The following is a 19,887-nucleotide window of genomic DNA, read 5'->3' on the forward strand; positions in this document are numbered from 1 at the left end:
GAAGTAATGAGAGTTAAGACCTGAAACAAGAAGCCTAAATCATGCAACCCAGCCCCCAGCAACCCAGCCCCCAGCAACCCAGAACCCAGTAACCCAGAACCCTGATATTATAAAACAGGCAATTTTAATCGAAGCGATGGAAACTACCGATATAATCAAGAAAGTCAGAAAAATTGAGATCAAGACCCGGGGGTTATCGAATCAGATCTTCTCGGGACAATACCATAGTGCCTTCAAAGGCAGAGGGATGGCTTTCAGTGAGGTCCGGGAGTATCAGTACGGCGATGACATCCGGAATATCGACTGGAACGTCACGGCCAGATTTAATCACCCATATGTGAAAATCTTTGATGAAGAAAGGGAACTGACGGTGATGCTGCTGATAGACGTAAGTGGATCCAACGAGTTTGGAACACAAAAGCAGCTTAAAGAGGAGCAAATGACCGAAATCGCCGCTGTAATTGCATTTTCGGCTATCCATAACAACGACAAGGTAGGTGTGATCTTCTTCAGCGACCGCATAGAAAAATTTATCCCCCCTAAAAAAGGAACCACTCATATTCTGAGAATCATTCGCGAACTTATCGATTTCAAGCCGGTTAGCCAGAAAACAAACATTTCCGAAGCATTACGCTTTCTTACCAATGCCTTGAAAAAGAAATGCACGGCGTTCGTGATCTCCGATTTTATCGACAAAGGATTCGACGACGCCATCAAAATTGCCGGCAATAAACACGATCTGGTTGCCCTCAGGATCTATGACCGCAGGGAAATGGCCATGCCAAACATAGGCCTGGTGCAGGTTTACTCCAAGGAAGACAGCCGAAGGATCTGGGTTGACACCTCCAGTCCTTCCAATCGTAAAGCATATTCCGCCTGGTGGAAGGATCATGAAAAATACCTGAATAACCTTTTCCTGAGAAGTGGTGTTGATCAGGCCATGATAAGCACTGAGGAGGATTATGTTAAACCTCTTATGAATTTGTTCAAACGGAGAGAAGCGAGATTTTAGCCATGGATTCACTGAAAGTAATAATCCCGATACTATTGATACTGGTCTCCTTTACCGGCCGGTCACAGACACCTGTCGTCAGCACCAGGCTCGATACAAACGATATCCTGATCGGTGACCAGACCGGATTGCTGATAACAGCGTCGTTTCCCAAAAATATGCGTTTGGCCTGGCCTGTTTTCCAGGATACGCTTTCCGGGAACATAGAAGTCATTAAAATAGAACCTGCCGATACCGCTAACGATAAAAGTGGAAATTTAACCAGGGTCTCCCAAAGGTTGATCATCACTTCCTTCGACTCGGGTTATCATAAAATACCTCCATTATCCTTCCTTTATGCTCAGGAAGGAGATACTTCCATACAATACGTGTCAACGTTTCCTTTATACCTGAAAGTTAATACGGTTGAGGTCGACACAACAGCGGCCATCAAACCCATCAAAGCACCGCTGGGGGCACCGCTTACCTTTCGGGAGGTCTTCCCATGGATAATTGGCGCATTGCTGATTACCCTGGCAGCCTGGTTTATATATTATTATTTCAGGAAACGAAAAAAACACCAACCGCTGTTTGCACCCAGACTAAAGCCAACCCGTCCTGCCCATGAGCTTGCCCTCGAAGGACTTGAGAAACTAAGGCACAGGAAACTATGGCAAAGCGGGAAAACCAAGGAATATTACACTGAGATGACCGATATCGTCAGGGATTATATAGAGAACAGATTCAACGTCAGGGCAGTGGAGATGACAACCGATGAAATACTGGATGGCTTGAAAGAACAGAACATCAATAATGATGCTTTTGACAAACTCAGACAAACACTCATCCTGGCCGACCTGGTGAAGTTTGCCAAGGAACAGCCTCTACCGCTGGAGAACGACCTTACACTGAACAACAGCATTGATTTTGTAAGGGAAACCATCCTGAAAATTACGGAAACCGCTGGAACGGGTGAAGATACCCAGGAAGAAACCTTTAAACAAGAGGACCATGTTTAGCAACATAACCTTTGAAGATCCGGGATTCCTTTATCTCCTGCTGGTTCTGCCTGCCATGGGAGCATGGTATTGGTATAAGCTCAAAAAGAACCATGCTGCAGTCCAGATTTCCAGTACCGGCAGTTTCTCCGGAAAGCGCCGTACCCTTCGCCAAAACATGATCCATGTATTGTTTGCGTTCAGATTACTGGCCATCGGACTGCTGATCCTGGTCATGGCAAGACCCCAGTCAAGCCTGAGCCGTCAGGATGTCACCATCGAAGGGATTGATATCGTTATGGCACTTGACGTTTCCGGCAGCATGCTCGCTCAGGACCTGAAACCCGACAGGCTGGAGGCTGCCAAATCAGTCATCATGGATTTCATCGGAGGACGGCCGGATGACAGGATAGGACTGGTAATTTTCAGCGGGGAAACCTTTACTCAGGCCCCGCTGACAACCGATCACAGAATCATACAGAATCTGTTTAAAGATATTAAAAGCGGAATGATAGAAGATGGAACTGCCATCGGCGACGGACTTGCAACCTCTGTCAACCGGCTGAAAGACAGCGAAGCCATAAGCAAAGTAATCATCCTGGTGACCGATGGGGTGAATAATGCCGGATCACTCGATCCACTCTCCTCAGCCGAAATTGCAAAGCTATACGGGATCCGTATCTATACGGTAGGCGTGGGAACCAAAGGAATGGCACCTTATCCTGTGCAAACCCCTTTCGGCATCCAGTACCAGAATATGGAGGTAAACATCGATGAAGAACTGCTCCAGGAAGTGGCAGAAATGACTGAAGGAAGATATTTCCGGGCGACTACAAACCGGAAACTTGAAGAAATTTACCAGGAAATCGACCAAATGGAGAAATCCAAAATCGATGTTACGGAATTCCGTAAGAAAAACGAGGAATTCCTGCCACTGGCCCTCCTGGCTATGGCATTGATCATCCTGGAAATATTATTAAGAAACACTATATTTAAAACATTGCCATAAGAACATGATCAGGTTTGAACATACGGAATATTTGTACCTCTTGCTGCTGATCCCGGTTTTTGCCGTCATCTTCGCTTTGATGATGTACTGGAAAAAACAGGCGCTGAAACGCTTTGGCAATCCTGACCTGCTGACCAGACTAATGCCCGATGCTGTGCATGGCAGGCATTATCTGAAATTCATCATCCTGATGATCGCATTTGGCTTTCTGGTTTTAGGTATTGCCAACCCCCAGACCGGATCCAGGCTGGAAAAGATCAAGAGGAAAGGCATTGACATAATGATTGCATTAGACGTTTCCAACAGTATGCTTGCCCAGGATATCAGGCCCGACAGGCTCAGCAGGGCCAAACAAGCCATCGGCCGTCTCATCGATAAACTGGACGGAGACAGGATAGGTATCATTGTATTTGCAGGAAACGCTTACATGCAATTACCCATTACTACCGATTATGCAGCAGCCAAGTTATTCCTTTCGACCATAAACACCGAGATCGTACCATCACAGGGTACAGCTATAGGTGAAGCACTCCGCCTGGCAACCGGAGCTTTCAGCACCGACGACAAGCATAACAAAGCCATCATCGTGATCACCGACGGGGAAAACCACGAAGGCGACGCTGTGGAAGAAGCCTCGGAAGCATCCGCCCTCGGTATCAGGGTATTCACCATTGGTATGGGATTACCCGAGGGTGCCCCCATACCCGTCTACAATGCCCAGGGTGACCGCGTAGGATATAAAAAAGACCGCGACGGACAAACCATCGTGACACGTCTGAACGTTGATATGCTCCGGCAGATAGCCTCAGCAGGCGACGGCATCTACGTCAATGCAACCAATTCGAACACCGGATTGGATGATGTGCTTGATGAAATAAACCGGATGGAAAAAACAGAACTGGAAACAAGGATGTTCGCTGACTATGAAGACCAGTTCCAGTATTTCATCGGTATCGCCCTCATACTCTTTCTTGCAGAATTCTTAATCCTGGAAAGAAAGGGTCGATGGGCAAGAAAATTCAGGATATTTGAAACGAAAAAGGCATGAAAACAATACTAAACACCGGAATTTTGCTGGCCGTGTTCATTGGTATCATGGCCTTACCTTCATTTGGACAAAGCGAGGAAAAACTGATCCGCAAAGGTAACCGGGCATACAAGGATGGCAATTTCCAGGAAGCCGGAATAGACTACCTCAAAGCTGTCCAAAAGGAAAATGCCACGCACCGGGGACTTTACAACCTGGGTAATGTTACCTATGAACAAAACGAATTTGGTGGAGCCACCGCCATTTACGATTCCGTGCTCACATTTAACCTGCAGGAGGAGGTAAAAGCCAAGACCTTCTATAATATGGGTAATTCTTTACTCAGGCTGGCCCAGGACAGTGCGGCTATTGCCGGACAGGCTCTCCCCGCCAGCATTGAATCCTATAAAAATGCTCTCAGGCTGAATCCAGACGATTTTGATGCTAAATATAATCTTGCCTATGCCCAAAAACTCCTGAAAGATCAACAACAACAAAATCAGCAGCAGGATCAACAGGATCAGCAAAAGGACCAGCAACAGGACCAGCAACAGGACCAGCAGCAGGATCAGCAGCAACAAGATCAGCAGCAACAGGATCAGCAGCAACAGGATCAGCAGCAACAGGATCAGCAGCAACAGGATCAGCAACAACAAGGTCAACAGCAGCAAGGACAACCACAACCCAAGCAAATCTCAAAGGAAGATGCGGAACGAATGTTGCAGGCATTGAAGAACGACGAAAAAAAAACCATGGAAAAGTTGCAGAAAGTAAAGGCCACACAGGCAAGAAGCGTTAAATCGGAAAAAGATTGGTAGGAAACAAAAACATAAGGTAAATTCGGGGGATCAAAACCATGCTGAAAAAAATTTTCATCACCGGAATTATAACACTGTTATTCACAAGTTTCCCTGCCTTTGCTCAGGATGTTCAATTCAGGGCAAACGCAAAGGAGCAGGTTAGCACCGGAGAACGGTTCCAGGTGGTATATTCGGTGAATGCTCAGGGCAAAGGTTTTGCACAACCTGATTTTGAGAGTTTCCGCGTTCTGACAGGTCCCAATGTGTCTACCAGCCAGAATTACCAGATCATCAACGGAAAGATGTCGCAATCGGTCAATGTAAGCTATTCTTTTATCCTGCAGGCAACTCAGGAAGGCACATTTGATATCCCGCCCGCGGTCATCTCCATTGACGGGAAGGAATATAAATCCAATCCGCTGAAGATAACTGTTGTTAAAAGTGTATCATCACAAGCACCGGCTACGCAGAGTGGAAGCCCGTCCTCTACCCGCCAAACTCCTGCCGGACAGCAAGACATGCCGGAAGAAGATGACATTTTCATACGGGCTTATGCTAACAAAACCAACCCCTATCAGGGAGAACAGATTATCGTCACATATAAAATTTATACTACCACACAGATATCCGACATACAGCCCGAGAAAGCACCCAGCTTCCAGGGTTTTTGGTACAAAAGCCTGAAAGAAGATAACCGGCAGATCACAACGTATTCAGAATATGTCAACAACAGGGAATACACGGTGGGCGAATATGCCGCATACGCTATGTTCCCCCAAAAGGCAGGAGAACTGAAAATAGAACCGGTTATTCTGAATTGTGTAGCAAAAATTCGCAAGCCCGGAGCCAGAAGGGTCAGAGATCCTTTCTTCGACAGTTTCTTCGACGATCCATTCTTCAACATGCAATATCAGAACGTGGAAGTGGCGCTGGAATCCAACCCACTTACCATAAATGTAAAACCTTTGCCTTCTGCCGGTAAGCCTGCCGGGTTTAACGGCGCAGTAGGCAGTTTCCGGATTGACGCTTCAGCAGACAAAACCAGCGTTCAGACCAACGAACCCATCACCTTGAAATACACTATAAGCGGTAAGGGAAACCTGGAACTGATCAACAACCTCAGCATCTCTTTCCCACCCGACATTGAAAGCTACGAACCAAGGATCCTTAACAATATCCGGACCTCTTCCTCGGGAATGTCGGGCTCACGCACTTTTGAGTATCTTTTAATCCCCAGGAGAGCGGGTACATTTACTATACCATCTGTTGAATTTTCATGGTTCGACCTGGAAAGCCAAAGCTACAAGACTGGCACAACCCCCGAATACACAATCGAGGTGAGCAAAGGCAGCGGTAATGAAGGTGAAATTGTTTACAGTGGAGTAGCGCAGTCGGATATCCAATATATCGGCAGCGACATCAGGCATATTAAAAGTTTGCCCTTTACCATTTACACTACAGGATATCTTGTTTTCGGCAGCACATTGTTCATCGTGTTGCTTATAGCCCCCATTCTGCTATTTATCCTTGTACTTGTTATATGGCGCAGAAGAATCAGACTTCAGCAAAACACAGCCCTCCTGAAAAACAGAAAAGCTACACGTGTTGCCAGGAAAAACCTGAAAAATGCACACGAGTTCATGAAGAAAAACCAGGAGAAAGAGTTCTACACCGAGATATCCAGGGCACTTTGGGGGTACCTGAGCAATAAATTCAACATTCCATTATCGGAACTGTCAATGGAGAATGTGCAGCAGAAACTGTCAGCCCGAAAGACAGGCAGCGACACGATTAACGCTTTTACTGCCACGCTGGAGCACACTGAATATGCACGCTTTGCTCCGGGTGATGCGGGTTCGCGTATGAATGAAATTTACGGCGAAGCCCTCGACATTATTACCAGAATTGAAAAGGAACTGAAGAAATAAGGAGAAAGAACCATGAAACCGATGATCATTCTTATTGTACTCATAGCTTCCTGGAATCTGACACTAGGGCAACCGGTCAATACACAGTTAATCACCGAGGCAGAAAACGCATACAACCAGGGCAACTACCAAGAGGCTATCGATATCTACCAAGGGATACTTGATTCAGGTTACTTTTCACCGGAACTCTATTATAATATGGGTAATGCCAGTTTCAAGGCAGGAAATATCCCCAATGCCATCCTTTATTTTGAAAAAGCACTGAAGCTTGATCCCGGGAACAAGGACATACAATTCAACCTTAACATTGCAAACAGCAGAATAGTTGACAAAATTGAAAATGTACCCGAGTTATTCTATGTCGAATGGTGGAAAGCAGCACGCAATCTTCTCACTCCCAATGCCTGGGCATGGTTGACGGTGGTTTTGTTTACACTGATATTTGTTATGGCCATATCATTTATGATAAGCAGAAGTGTTTCCGTTAGAAGAACATCTTTCTGGGCCGGAATCATTTTCATCATTCTGTTTCTCTTCGGAATGCTCTTTTCCTGGCAGGAATATAAGGAATTTCATAACAGAGAGCATGCCATAATATTTACACCTACGGTAACTGTAAAATCGTCACCCTCCGGTAACAGTGTCGATCTCTTCGTTATCCATGAAGGGACTAAGGTTCGGATTATTGATCAGGTAGAGGGCTGGTACGAGATCCGGATCGCCAATGGAAGCGAAGGATGGCTTCCGGCATCGGCAATGGAATTGATTTGAATTTGTGAGACGACTACCCTTCCAAACCAGCCGTTAACTGATCATTAAGGGCCGTTAACTTATTTCAGCTTGAATTTTTTTTTAAATCTTTTATCTTTGTGTAGGATAATATTTTAACCTATATTTGTTAATATTTTGTGGTTTTACGGTTTGCACATAATTAAAAAAGGTGTAACTTGTGCCACTATTTAACATGTATTTAACACAAAATTAATATTCTGTTAAACCAAAAATCAAACCCATCTAACATGAAAAATAAAATTTTACCATTTCGCTATTTGGTTTATGTAATTGGTTTGTCATTTTTCCTGTTCCTTTCTTTCAGTGCCGGTTTATATGGCCAAACGACCGTAGACTGGGTTGAGCTCGGTCCCAACAATATGGCCGGCAAAACGAAAGCAGTCATCTTTGACAACCAGGATGCTTCCGCTCAGACCGTTTATGCAGCAAGCACAACCGGTGGTATTTACATTACTACCAACCTGGGTCAAACCTGGTCAAAACTTGACGGGCCGGAAAATGCCCTTCATGTATCTGCCATGGTACAGGATGCCAGCGGAACCATTTATGCCGGAACCGGAAACACTGAATCGAATGATATCGGTAACGGGATTTGGAAATCCACCGATGGAGTGAATTTCATTCAGATACCCTCCACGGTTCCGAATTTTGTTTCCGAAGACTGGTGGTTCATTTACAAATTAGCTGTTGATCCGGCAGGAAACAGAATATTTGCCGCTACCAATGCCGGCCTGCGATATTCCGGAGACGGCGGAAATACCTGGACCCTGGCTAAGACTTCAGACGATGTTGAACTGTCGGGCGAAGGCTTTGACATAGAAGTTGGTTCAAACGGAATACTTCTGGCCGATAACGCTACCCTGGGTTACTATTCCCCTACCGGCAATCCATCGGCATTCATGCTTATCGACACCCTTCCCGATTACTCCGGAAGAGTTGAATTCGCCATCGCTCCATCCAATCCCGATATCATGTTTGCTACCGTAGTTACACCAACCGGTGCACTTAACTCGGTTTGGAGAACCAGCAACGGTGGAGGTGATTGGTATGTTGTCGCTCCGGGTGGATCTACTGCATTGAATTTCTTCAATTCAGGAAACAATGTCGGTGATGGTAACGGCCTAACGAATAACGTGCTAAAAGTTATGGTAGATGATCCGGACAGGATCCTCCTTGGCGGTGTTAATATGTGGGAAGGAAAGAAAATTGATGATGATGGATTCTTCCAATGGACTATGAGATCCAATGGAGATAACAATAATCCTGCCAGTCCTTATTATTTTTCATATGTCCGCCCGAATCATTATGATTATGTTTTCCGCCCTACCAACAGCCGGGAAATCATGATCGCCACACAGGGAGGTGTTTTTGCAGGAATACTTAATTCGATCGAATTTACTTTCGAACCCAAACACAGAAACTACTATTCCACACAGTTTACTTCTGTCGGTGTTTCAGGAGACAAACGCAAAGTGATAGGCGGAACCCTTTCTAACGGTACAGTAAGAATTGACGGAGCCGGTAATCAAACTACCGCAAAATACGGCTACGATGTGTATTTCGATGCAAATGGTTTTGCCAGTTTATCCTCCGGTGGATATTGCGAAATCCCTATCATTGATCCCATGGTAGCCATCTATTCCCAGGCCGATGGCAATTTCAGAAGATCAGAAGACCTTGGTGTAAACTGGTCGGCTACCTTCTTCAGCAGCGATGTAAGCGGAACCTTCACCGCCAATGCCGGTTTCTATGCCCCTACCATCCTGTGGGAAAACTTTGAAGATTATCAAAGCTATGATACCACATGGTTTGTTGCCGATAAACCTTACAACACCGGCGAGAAAATACTTGTTAAAAGCAATAACCGTGCATTCCCGTTCTATTCCACAACCCCTGTAGCTCTCTCCCCTGGAGATAGCCTCCCGGTGAAGGATATCATCTCTACCAAATATTTCCTCGGAGCTTACGACGATGCCATTTGGATGACCAAGGAAATCCTTTACTTCGGAAAAGAACCCGAATGGTTCAAAATTGCCGACAAATCAAATTCAAATTACGATGGAACCCCCAGCAGCCTGGCTCTTTCTGCCGATGCCAACTACCTCTGGGTGGGTACACAGGAAGGCCGGCTTTACCGGATATCTAATCTGCGCAATGCTTATGATTATGACCGTGCCGATGTACGCAGCCCCTTCTGTATCGTTTCGGTCACTGAAGTGCCCATCAATTGGGATGCCTCCGGTGATCCAATAGATGTTCCGATCTCCTCCCTCTATGTTGACCCGAATAATTTTGATAATGTCATTCTTACCCTTGAAGTTTTCGGCGTTCCTCAAACCGTGATGAAAACCACTAATGGATTGGCCCAAACTCCGGTATTTGCAACAATTCAGGGAAATATTCCCAACTTGCCTGCCTTTGCTTCTCTTATTGAAATGGACAATCCCGATATTGCCTTTGTAGGAACAAATCAAGGCATTTTCATGACGGAAAACTTCACATCCGGCAATCCTACCTGGTTTGTACCTGAAGATCCTAGTGGTTTCACCATCGGAACAACCCCTGTTTATATGTTAAAACAACAATTGATTTCCAAACAGGATTTTACCTATACCTATTGGAATGGTGTGGATTCCCTCAAAGCTACATATAAGGGAACCAACAACTACGGTGTGATTTACGCAGCTTCCTATGGAAGAGGATTGTTCCTGTGCGACCAGTTCCAGAAACCCGTTGGTATCTTTGATCCGGGTATAGGCAAAAAATCAGGAAATGATCTGCTGATTTATCCAAATCCCGTTTCCAATACGGCCAATGTCATGATTACCATGGAAAAAGCCGGTACGGTCGACCTTTTGGTATTTGACCTGAATGGAAAAGTAATCATGCAGGAAAGCATCCGTCAGCAAAACAGCGGAACTTCAACAATTCAGCTGAGTACTGATGACCTGCCCAATGGAACATATTTCCTGCAGGTGATCTCCGATCAGCAGAAATCTGTTTCCAAATTTGTTGTGATCAAGTAAATTATACATTTATTCAATTTCATAAATCCATTGAATATGAAAAAACTTTTATCAACACTCATTTTTCTCCTCGTCATAGCCTTGATCCAGTTGGCTGCCCAGAACCGGGTGTATACCCCGAACCTGATCTCACCGGAAAATGAGGCCCTGGGCGTAGTACCTGATATCATTCTCAACTGGCAGGCTGTCTCAGGAATCCACGGGGAAGTAACGTATGATGCTCAGCTCGATACGGATCCGGCTTTTAGTAATCCGGTTACCTTTAATACCAATCTCAGCGGAGCACAGATGGAAGATCTGATATTCGGACAGCAATACTACTGGCGGGTCAGGGCCATCGACGGCCCGGATATTTCCGACTGGTCTGTAGTTTGGTCGTTTACCGTGCTCAACACCATGAAACTTTTAAAACCGGCTAACTTTAAAATCGACCAGGCACCCGATGTAGAACTCGGCTGGACAGGTATCACCGGAGCCGACTACTACGATATCCAGATCGATACTTCATACTACTGGAAAAACCGTAGCGGCATCACCAGCGTTGACATCAATGATGTTGCCCTTATCAGCGAAACCGAAGCCTGGCTGGTTGGAAACAGCGGCCTCTTGCTCCATTATGCCGGAGACTCTTTTGAAATTGTCCTCGATACCCTCACGGATAAGAATCTCAACGCCGTATCAATCACTGCCGGTGGTGGATTCGGAGCTGCAGTAGGTGACGACGGAACCGTCGTGTACTGGGAAGGTACCGAATGGGATATTGAACCGGCTTCAGGTATCACCGAAGATCTGCAATGCGTGGCATTCCTTGCAAACGACAACGGCTGGGCAGGTGGACTGGGTGGCGCTCTTTACCACTTCGACGGATCTGTCTGGAACGACGCAGGTACTTCCTTTAGCGATGATATTTACGGAATGTATTTCGTTGATGAAAACAACGGATGGATCGTCGGTAAAGGCGGATTCATTGCTTACTGGAACGGAACCGAATGGACAGAGCAAAGCTCTCCAATAACAAGAGATATTACCGATGTCTCTTTCATTGCCGATAATTATGGATGGGCTTGCTCCAAAGGCGGAAAACTTATTCATTATGATGGTTTTGAATGGACAGAAGCAACAAGCGGTATCACAAAAGACCTCACTTCCATTGCATTCCTCACTCCTACACTGGGTTATGCCATTGGTATTGAAGGTAACCTTTTGGAATATGATGGTATCAACTGGTTTACATCAACCATAGGTTTCCAGACCGATTACTATGCCATCAGATTTTTCGGTGGTGACATGGGCTTTGCAACAGGAAAAAGCGGTACCATCATGAAATATGACCTGGGTGGATTTGTTACTCCAGGAAACATTATTTCGGTTCCGGGTAATGAAGTCCTGAAAAAGATGCAATACCTCCTCTTCGGAGAAGTCTACGCATGGAGGATCAGAGCAAGACATGCTACCGATACCTCCGGCTGGTCACAGGCCTGGTCGTTCACAACACAGGCAGCACCGGAATTGCAAAAACCAGCAGAAGACGCAGCAGACCTGGGTATGTTTGAAAAGTTTGAATGGAAAAAAATAACCGGAGTTGTTGATTATACACTCGAAATGGACACCGACCCGGCTTTCTCTGCTCCGTTGATCTACATCAGCGAAACCAATAGCGATAGTATCGAGTTCTATCACTTCGGGGAAACGATGTACTGGAGAGTCAGGGCCAATCACCTGAAGGATCATTCAGACTGGTCTGCCGTAAGAATGTTTACCAATATCGACATTGTTTACCTTGACCTGCCCCAGAATGGAGCGATTAACCAAATAGATAAACCCACTCTTTCCTGGGATGCCATTTCAGGTGTTGATTTTTATGAAGTACTTTACGACACCCTTCCTGATATGATAAATCCCTGCTGCCAGGAAATTATTGACGCACCCAAAAGCAATTATAAGATTGGCTGGGCTTTACGTGCTGGAAAGACGTATTACTGGAAAGTCCGCGCTATAAAAGGTGTTGACACAACACAATATAGTGAAAAGTGGTCTTTCACGGTTGCCGGGCCTCAGGGAATCCAGGAAATCAGTGAGCAGAATCTGAATATGTATCCTAATCCAAGCAATGGGTATATTTACCTGGACTACAATGCACAGCAATCTACAACCCTGCAGGTTTATGTTTTGGACCTCGTCGGTCAGATACTCATGGAACAGGAAGTTACTTTCAGCGAAGGAAGTAATACCCGTAAACTGGATCTGAACAACCTCTCAAATGGAATATACATTCTGAGGTTCCAGAACGGAGAACAACACTTCTCCAGAAAGATAAATCTGTTTAAATAAAAAATAAAACCACATAAAAAACCGGGCTTGAAAAAGTCCGGTTTTTTTTATTTCCCTAAACGGTTGTATCGTTTACCCAGACTGAATGTTAAGTATAAAGTGGGGAATATTTCCTGTTCATCCTGAAATGCCATGATCGGAATACCAATGGGGAAAAATTCCAGAATACCGCCTACTTCAAGAGACTTTATCCTGGAATTATATTCACCGAATTCAAAATTGAAACCGAATTTTCCATAAAGACCCGGATAAAAGCGAATTTGATTTAATCCCATTGAAAAAGGGGCACGTCCGTAAATATTATCTAAAAAATGCTTTTCCGGGTCATATTTCTCAGCATCAATGGTATAATCATAATCGGGCGAATAGAAATTCAAAATATACAAATAAATGGGTTTGGTGATGGCTACCGATAATCCGGCAAAATATAAAACCCGAACCTCAACTCCACCCCATGCAGGCTTTCGGTTAAGCAAATGGTCGAAACCAACCCCGCCACGAAGCATATAAACATGATTCAGCTTACCATATACATAACTTCTTGCATTGCTGAAATAAGGATTGATGATTCGCACCTGCTTGGGAGATTTCATGCTTACTGCCTGCACTTCCCATAAAAATGTCCTGAAATAGGTAACGTTCTTTCCTTTTCTGAATTGAAGCCCCATTCCGAGATTGTGAAGCACCAAACCACCGCTGAACTGCTTCTTTAACAAAACTGTATTGAGGATGCTGTCCTCTTCCCAGTTATTTTGTGCCGCCACCCGGCCGCTGGCAATAAGAAAGAGACCACAAAGAAAGATGAGCTTGAGTCTTGATAACATTAATCCATCCATTGTCAGATATAGAAACGGAGGATTACATGTCTGAAATTACCTGTAATCCAATTAATAATTCTGTTGCTTCTGATATTTATAAGACTCCCCGTAGGCGGCGCAACGGTTGCCGGAACCACAGGAGGAAAGAAGAACGACAGCAATGATTGCTACAGTAATGATAATAGCCAGTTTTTTCATATTTTTACCTTTTGATCAAAGCAGATAGATTTTACAATACAAAGTAAAATTATTTTTCTTTTAATAACAACAATTACTTCAAGATATTGTTATTGAAACTCAGGTAATTATTTATAAATCAGGATGAACAGGATAAACCCAGATATTGAGCCATCCTGGAAGGCATTGCTCATAGAAGAATTTAACCAGCCATATTTCCTATCCCTGAAAGAATTTCTGGTTGAAGAAAAGAAGAAACACACAGTTTACCCTCCTGGGAAACTCATTTTCAATGCCTTTAACCTGACACCTTTTGATGATGTGAGGGTGGTAATCCTTGGCCAGGATCCCTACCATGGAAGCGGACAGGCGCATGGGCTTTGTTTTTCAGTGCCCGTTGGGGTTCCTCCTCCTCCCTCTCTGGTAAATATTTTCAAAGAAATTGAAAGCGATCTTGGTATCAGGGCTCCTAAGCACGGAAATCTCGAAAAATGGGCCCGCCAGGGAGTATTGCTTATTAACGCCACGCTTACGGTCAGAGCTAATCAGGCAGGGTCGCACCAGAACAAAGGCTGGGAGAAATTTACCGACTCAGTGATAAAAGATTTATCAGATAGAAAGGACAACCTTGTATTCCTGCTTTGGGGGAATTATGCTCTCGCTAAGGCTGCCATCATAGATGGTTCAAAGCATCATATCCTGAAAGCACCCCATCCTTCGCCCCTTTCAGCAAGCAGAGGATTTTTTGGCTGCCGGCATTTTAGCAAGACTAACGAAATACTCCGGCAAAACGGCCTTAAGGAAATAGACTGGAGATTAGAATAAGAACCTCTTGATTTCGTTTCTATTTTGCATGTTTCAGGAAAGACTTAAAATAGCGTTTATCCTGTTTCTGGTCCTCCAAACAGGGATGTACCTGCATTCACAGGAGTCATTTACATTGGAGATCAGGTATTCGTATATGCAGGAATCCAGGTTGCCTTCTCTCCGTTATGAAAGCAGCTTTGCCAGTATTGAATGGCGTGATCATGAAACAGGGAAAGCACTTTCTTTTCTTTATGGACAAGGATTTCCCGAAGCTTATATAGATTCTTCCAATTACGACTCTACGCATCAGACAATCTGGATTAATCCCGGACCGCGTTATCAATTCACAGGATTAAGACCCGGAAATGCCGATCCCGAAATACTCCGTGGAGCAGGATACAGGAAATCCATGAATTACCGGAATACCATATTTAATTATAATAATCTTTCATCCTTCCTGGAAAAAATACTCATTTATCTGGAAAACCATGGATACCCCTTTGCCACGGTGAAACTCGACTCTATTAGTATAAACCACGGAGAAATTTCCGCGGCGCTAAATATCGACAGGAATATACCGGTAAGCATCGACAGTATACATATAAAAGGGGATGCTCGCATCACACGAAATTATATTTACCAGTATCTTGGCATCAAACCCGGTGATGCTTATAACGAATCAAGAATTCGGAAAATCGGCAGCAGGATAAACAGCATTCCTTTTATCTCAAATCTGTCGCCCCACGAAGTAGCCTTTACGCCCGAAGCAGCATCCCTATACCTGTACCTTGGAAAGAAAAAAGCAAGCCAGTTCGATGGTATTATCGGACTGGCCCCCAACGATAAGACCAGCGGCAAGCTTTTGTTAACCGGCGATGTTAAACTGAAACTGATAAATATTATTGGTAAAGGTGAATTGATTGATATCAACTGGAAGAAGCTGGAGGAAAGCTCACAAGACCTGCGCCTCCATTTCAATATCCCATACCTATTCAAAACGCCCTTTGGGCTGGATTACCAATTCCAGCTTTATAAAAAAGACACCAGTTATATCCGCTTAAACAACAATATCGGAATCCAGTATCTTTTTTATGGGAATAATTATATAAAAGCCTATTACGAAGCTGGTAATTCCTCATTGATCAGTACATACGGATTGGAGTTCGCCACCACACTGCCCCCCTGGGCAGATGTGAAAACAGGATACTACGGATTGGAAGCCTCCACAGAAAACCTGGATTACCGGTTTAACCCGCGTTCAGGATACACAATCCTCGTAAGCGGAGCAGCCGGTAATAAGAATATAAGAAAAAATGATGCTATCAACCCGGTATTGTACGACAATATGGATCTTTCCGGCACTCAGTACAAAACCTATTTACGCATGTCGGGATTTATCCCCTTGGCCCGGAAATTCACTGTGATGGCTTCTACAGAGGGAGCATGGCTGAGTGGCGACAATTTATTTGAGAATGAGCTTTTCCGCTTCGGAGGATTAAAAACCTTACGGGGATTTGATGAGGAATCCCTCAGTGCAAACATATATAATATCCTTACTGCCGAAGTCCGTTATCTCTTTGAGCGCAACTCCTATGTAAGTCTTTTCTGGAACGGGGCCTATTACGAAAAAACAACGCATGAAGAAGATATTATCGACAGGCCATATGGATTCGGAGCAGGGCTGAGTTTTGCCACCCGCGCAGGGATTTTTTCAGTAAGCTATGCATTGGGAAAGGAATTCAACAATCCCATCGACCTTAAAAGTGCAAAGATCCACTTCGGCATAACAGCCGCCTTTTAACATTTACCGGCAAATCATACGGAGAAAAAATCAATATCCTCAGACTTATCATTGCACTTAAAAAAATGCTATCTTGCATCGTTTATTAACCAAAATTTGTGCTATGAAGAGAATTACTTTTACCATTTTGCTGACTGCGGCCTTATGTTGGGTTGCCACTGCCGGTGGTTACCAGGTAAGGTTACAGGGGCAAAAGCAGACAGGGATGGGCCTGGTTGGCTCACCACTGAGCTTTGGAGCTAGCAGCATTTTTTACAATCCTGCGGGTTTGTCGTTCATGAAAACCGACTTCAGCATTTCAGCCGGTGTAAGTGCTATCATGTCGAATATTGCGTTTCAGAAATCCGGCACAGAGGATATCTTCCGCAGTGACAATCCCATGAGTACTCCATTCTACCTTTACGGCGCCGGGAAGATAGGAGAAAACATCACCCTGGGACTCGGAGTTTATACACCCTATGGCAGTTCCACCAAATGGGAAGAAGAAAATGAAGACGGGATTCCATGGGCCGGTAAGTATATCATCCAGGATATTTCCTTCTTTTCCATTTTCATCCAGCCTACCATCGCATACAAAATCAGCGACAAAATAAGCATTGGCGCCGGCTTTATCTATGCCTATGGAAAAGTAAGCCTCAGTAAAGCATTGAACTACAATGAGGACTCAAAGGCAGAACTGGAAGGGAGCACCGGTAATATTGGCTTCAATGTGGGTCTTCAATACCGGCCTACTGAAAAACTCAGTGTTGGTATAGATTACCGTTCAAAGATTGCCATGAAAGTTACCGACGGTGATGCCACTTTCACCATCCCCGAACTGGTGACGCAGCAAATCCCGAAAGATAATAAGTTTGATGCTGAACTTCCGCTTCCTGCCAACCTCGATTTCGGCGTTTCTTTCCAGGCTACCGAAAAACTGTTACTCGGCCTCGAAGTAAACTGGGTTCAGTGGAGCACTTACGAAGAACTTGAATTCACCTTCAAGGAAAGCGGAGAAATGTTGAATAACACCAGCTACAAAGAATACAAAGACAGCTGGATCACCCGTATCGGCGCCCAGTACACCCTGAACAAAACCTTTGATTTCAGGCTCGGTGCCTATTACGATCCCTCCCCGGTCAACGACGACTATTTCAACCCTGAAACCGTTAGCATGAATACGATAGCATGGACTGCCGGTATTTCAATCCGTCCCATTGAAAAGCTCTCCATCGATCTGTCCTTCCTGCAACTCCACGGCCTGAAGGGAGAAAGAAAGCTCCTGAACAAGGAAACCGGTGAAGACACCTTCAGCGGGACCTATAAGGTGCTGACCAATATCCCGGGCATCGGTATCAGTTATAATTTCTAACCAAAAAGTGAAAAGTCATGAAGTACAAATATTTTATCTACCTATTGATCATTGCGTTCATCGGTTCCTGTAAGCCGGAACTGGATGAATTTACACCTGATAAGGGCTCAGCCGACTTCTCCAAATATGTTTCCGTAGGAAACTCCCTCACTGCAGGATTTACCGATGGAGCGCTTTACGAACAGGGCCAGCTGAACTCTTATGCCAACATCCTGGCAACACAGTTTAAAGCCGTTGGTGGCGGGGAATTTAAAACACCGCTATTGACTTATCCGGGCGGTATAGGTACTCAGACCGTTGGCGGCCAAACCCTGCTTATCCCCTACCTTAAGCTGACACTGCTGATGACATGTATGGGTGAGGAATACAAACCCTATCCCTCCGATCCCAATTTTATCCAGAAACAACCTGAGATGCAGGCTGCACTCGCTGCTTCCGTAGCAGCACAGGGCCCTTTTAATAATATTGGGGTACCGGGCGCTAAATCGTATCATGTGATCACTCCGGGTTATGCAACTTTGAATCCATTCTTCGGCCGTTTTGCAAGTAATGCTAACAATACTGTATTGAACGAAGCGGCTCCCATCGCTCCTACTTTCTTTAGTATCTGGCTTGGCTCCAATGACGTTCTTGATTATGCACTCTCCGGTGGTGATGAAGCCGGTCCTGCACATGCAATAACAACCATGGGACCGGATCCCATCATTGGTCATCCGGGGTTCTCAGCCGCTATGGACGCTGTTATCGGTTCTATGGTCCAAATAGGCGCTACAGACTCTAAAGGAGTGCTTCTAAATGTCCCTGATGTGTTGGCTGCGCCGTATTTCACTGCAATACCTTATAATGGCATCTACCTTACCCAGGAAGAAGCCGACCAGCTCAACGGATTCTGGCAAATGCACCAGGTACCGGGGATACAGTTCAACGCAGGACTGAATCCACCCGTTGTGATGAATGCCGATAGCAGCATCCGCCAACTGAACCAAGGTGAAATCATCCTGGCCATACTCAGCGACTCTATCCAGTGCGGTAAATTCCTGGGACGTTATGCGCCTATTCCTGGAAATTATTTCCTTTCCATACCTGAAATACAGAAAATCGATTCGGCCGTCACTAATTACAACACCGAAATCAACAACCTTCTTACAAAATACAATGCAAATGTTGCTTTTGTCGACATACATAAACTGTTGAAAGATGCAGAAAAAGGCATTTTTGTTGAAGGTATCTCCTTCTCCACTGCCGGTGTGGAAGGCAATATTTTCGGACTCGACGGGCTTCATCTGAGTCCGCAGGGAAATGCGCTCATTGCTCACTTCATCATTGAAAAAATCAACGCGACTTTTGGCGCTAAAGTGCCTCAGGTCAATATTGCGGCATACCCCTCCATATTTTATCCGTAATAATTTAATGATAATTACAATTAAAAAAGCTGCCTTGCTACCAGGGCAGCTTTTTTTGTTGTAAAGCCTGCCAATGCTGAATTTTTATTACTTTTGGGATATGAACAAACTGATATTTGCAACCAATAATCCGCATAAACTGAGGGAAATCCGCCAAATCCTCAAAGATAAGTTTGAAGTCGACAGCTTACAGGATATAGGTTTCCAGGAAGAAATCGCAGAAACATCCCATACCCTTGAAGGTAATGCCATCCTGAAAGCCAGGATCATACAGCAACGCTACCGGCGCGATTGCTTTGCCGACGATACAGGATTGGAGATCCATGCCCTGGGTGGAAAGCCCGGAGTACATTCCGCCCGTTATGCCGGGGAGGATTGCATCGCGGAAAATAATATCCAAAAAGTACTATCGGAACTAAATGGCGCTACTGACCGCAAAGCAAGGTTCCGCGCTGTCATCGCATTGATCCTCGATGGAAAAGAATATCTTTTTGAAGGAATAGTCAACGGAACCATTATCGATACCAAACGAGGGAAAGACGGATTCGGCTATGATCCCATCTTTGTTCCTGATGGAAAAGAACTCACCTTCGCAGAAATGAGTCCGGAAGAAAAGAACAAGATCAGC

General features: G+C 44.8%; 15 protein-coding genes. 14 read left to right on the top strand and 1 reads right to left on the bottom strand.

The genetic code is table 11. From position 1 onward, the window contains the following. Positions 1–136 precede the first annotated feature (136 nt). From KKA81_09415 to KKA81_09455, 9 genes are all read left to right on the top strand, one after another. The gene (locus KKA81_09415) at positions 137–1,012 is read left to right on the top strand and encodes a DUF58 domain-containing protein (GenBank protein MBU2651140.1); all 876 of its coding nucleotides are present in this window, start codon (positions 137–139) and stop codon (positions 1,010–1,012) included. A 2-nt stretch (positions 1,013–1,014) separates the two neighbouring features. Beyond that, positions 1,015–2,010: a hypothetical protein gene (locus KKA81_09420; protein ID MBU2651141.1), complete on the top strand. Its 996-nt coding sequence runs from the start codon at positions 1,015–1,017 to the stop codon at positions 2,008–2,010. Between the two features lie 4 nt (positions 2,011–2,014). Continuing rightward, positions 2,015–2,998, top strand: a complete 984-nt coding sequence (locus KKA81_09425; protein ID MBU2651142.1) for a VWA domain-containing protein — start codon at positions 2,015–2,017, stop codon at positions 2,996–2,998. Positions 2,999–3,002: 4 nt separating this feature from the next. Continuing rightward, complete coding sequence (locus KKA81_09430) at positions 3,003–4,046, top strand: VWA domain-containing protein (GenBank protein ID MBU2651143.1); 1,044 nt, start codon at positions 3,003–3,005, stop codon at positions 4,044–4,046. Then, entirely contained in the window at positions 4,043–4,843 is an 801-nt protein-coding gene (locus KKA81_09435) for a tetratricopeptide repeat protein (GenBank protein MBU2651144.1), read from the top strand. The genes KKA81_09430 and KKA81_09435 overlap by 4 nt, the downstream gene beginning before the upstream one ends. A gap of 38 nt (positions 4,844–4,881) precedes the next feature. Beyond that, positions 4,882–6,753 carry a BatD family protein gene (locus tag KKA81_09440; protein MBU2651145.1) on the top strand — a complete coding sequence of 624 codons (1,872 nt, stop codon included), beginning with the start codon at positions 4,882–4,884 and terminating at the stop codon, positions 6,751–6,753. 21 nt (positions 6,754–6,774) lie between these two features. Beyond that, positions 6,775–7,524 carry a tetratricopeptide repeat protein gene (locus tag KKA81_09445; GenBank protein ID MBU2651146.1) on the top strand — a complete coding sequence of 250 codons (750 nt, stop codon included), beginning with the start codon at positions 6,775–6,777 and terminating at the stop codon, positions 7,522–7,524. A gap of 248 nt (positions 7,525–7,772) precedes the next feature. Then, positions 7,773–10,571: a T9SS type A sorting domain-containing protein gene (locus KKA81_09450; GenBank protein ID MBU2651147.1), complete on the top strand. Its 2,799-nt coding sequence runs from the start codon at positions 7,773–7,775 to the stop codon at positions 10,569–10,571. 36 nt (positions 10,572–10,607) lie between these two features. After that, positions 10,608–12,902, top strand: a complete 2,295-nt coding sequence (locus KKA81_09455; GenBank protein MBU2651148.1) for a T9SS type A sorting domain-containing protein — start codon at positions 10,608–10,610, stop codon at positions 12,900–12,902. A 47-nt stretch (positions 12,903–12,949) separates the two neighbouring features. Here the strand turns inward: KKA81_09455 and KKA81_09460 are convergent, their stop codons facing one another. Then, entirely contained in the window at positions 12,950–13,726 is a 777-nt protein-coding gene (locus KKA81_09460) for a hypothetical protein (protein MBU2651149.1), read from the bottom strand. 324 nt (positions 13,727–14,050) lie between these two features. Between KKA81_09460 and ung the strand changes: the two genes are divergently transcribed. The 5 genes from ung to rdgB form a co-directional block, all read left to right on the top strand. Continuing rightward, positions 14,051–14,722 carry a uracil-DNA glycosylase gene (gene ung, locus KKA81_09465; protein MBU2651150.1) on the top strand — a complete coding sequence of 224 codons (672 nt, stop codon included), beginning with the start codon at positions 14,051–14,053 and terminating at the stop codon, positions 14,720–14,722. A gap of 28 nt (positions 14,723–14,750) precedes the next feature. Continuing rightward, on the top strand, positions 14,751–16,505 hold the full coding sequence (locus KKA81_09470; GenBank protein ID MBU2651151.1) for a BamA/TamA family outer membrane protein: 1,755 nt from the start codon (positions 14,751–14,753) through the stop codon (positions 16,503–16,505). A gap of 103 nt (positions 16,506–16,608) precedes the next feature. Beyond that, entirely contained in the window at positions 16,609–17,856 is a 1,248-nt protein-coding gene (locus KKA81_09475) for an outer membrane protein transport protein (GenBank protein ID MBU2651152.1), read from the top strand. 17 nt (positions 17,857–17,873) lie between these two features. Then, on the top strand, positions 17,874–19,259 hold the full coding sequence (locus KKA81_09480) for an SGNH/GDSL hydrolase family protein (protein MBU2651153.1): 1,386 nt from the start codon (positions 17,874–17,876) through the stop codon (positions 19,257–19,259). 100 nt (positions 19,260–19,359) lie between these two features. Next, on the top strand, positions 19,360–19,887 hold a 528-nt coding region (gene rdgB / locus KKA81_09485), incomplete at its 3' end, for an RdgB/HAM1 family non-canonical purine NTP pyrophosphatase (GenBank protein MBU2651154.1).

This window comes from Bacteroidota bacterium (assembly GCA_018831055.1).
Taxonomy (GTDB): Bacteria; Bacteroidota; Bacteroidia; order Bacteroidales; family B18-G4; genus M55B132.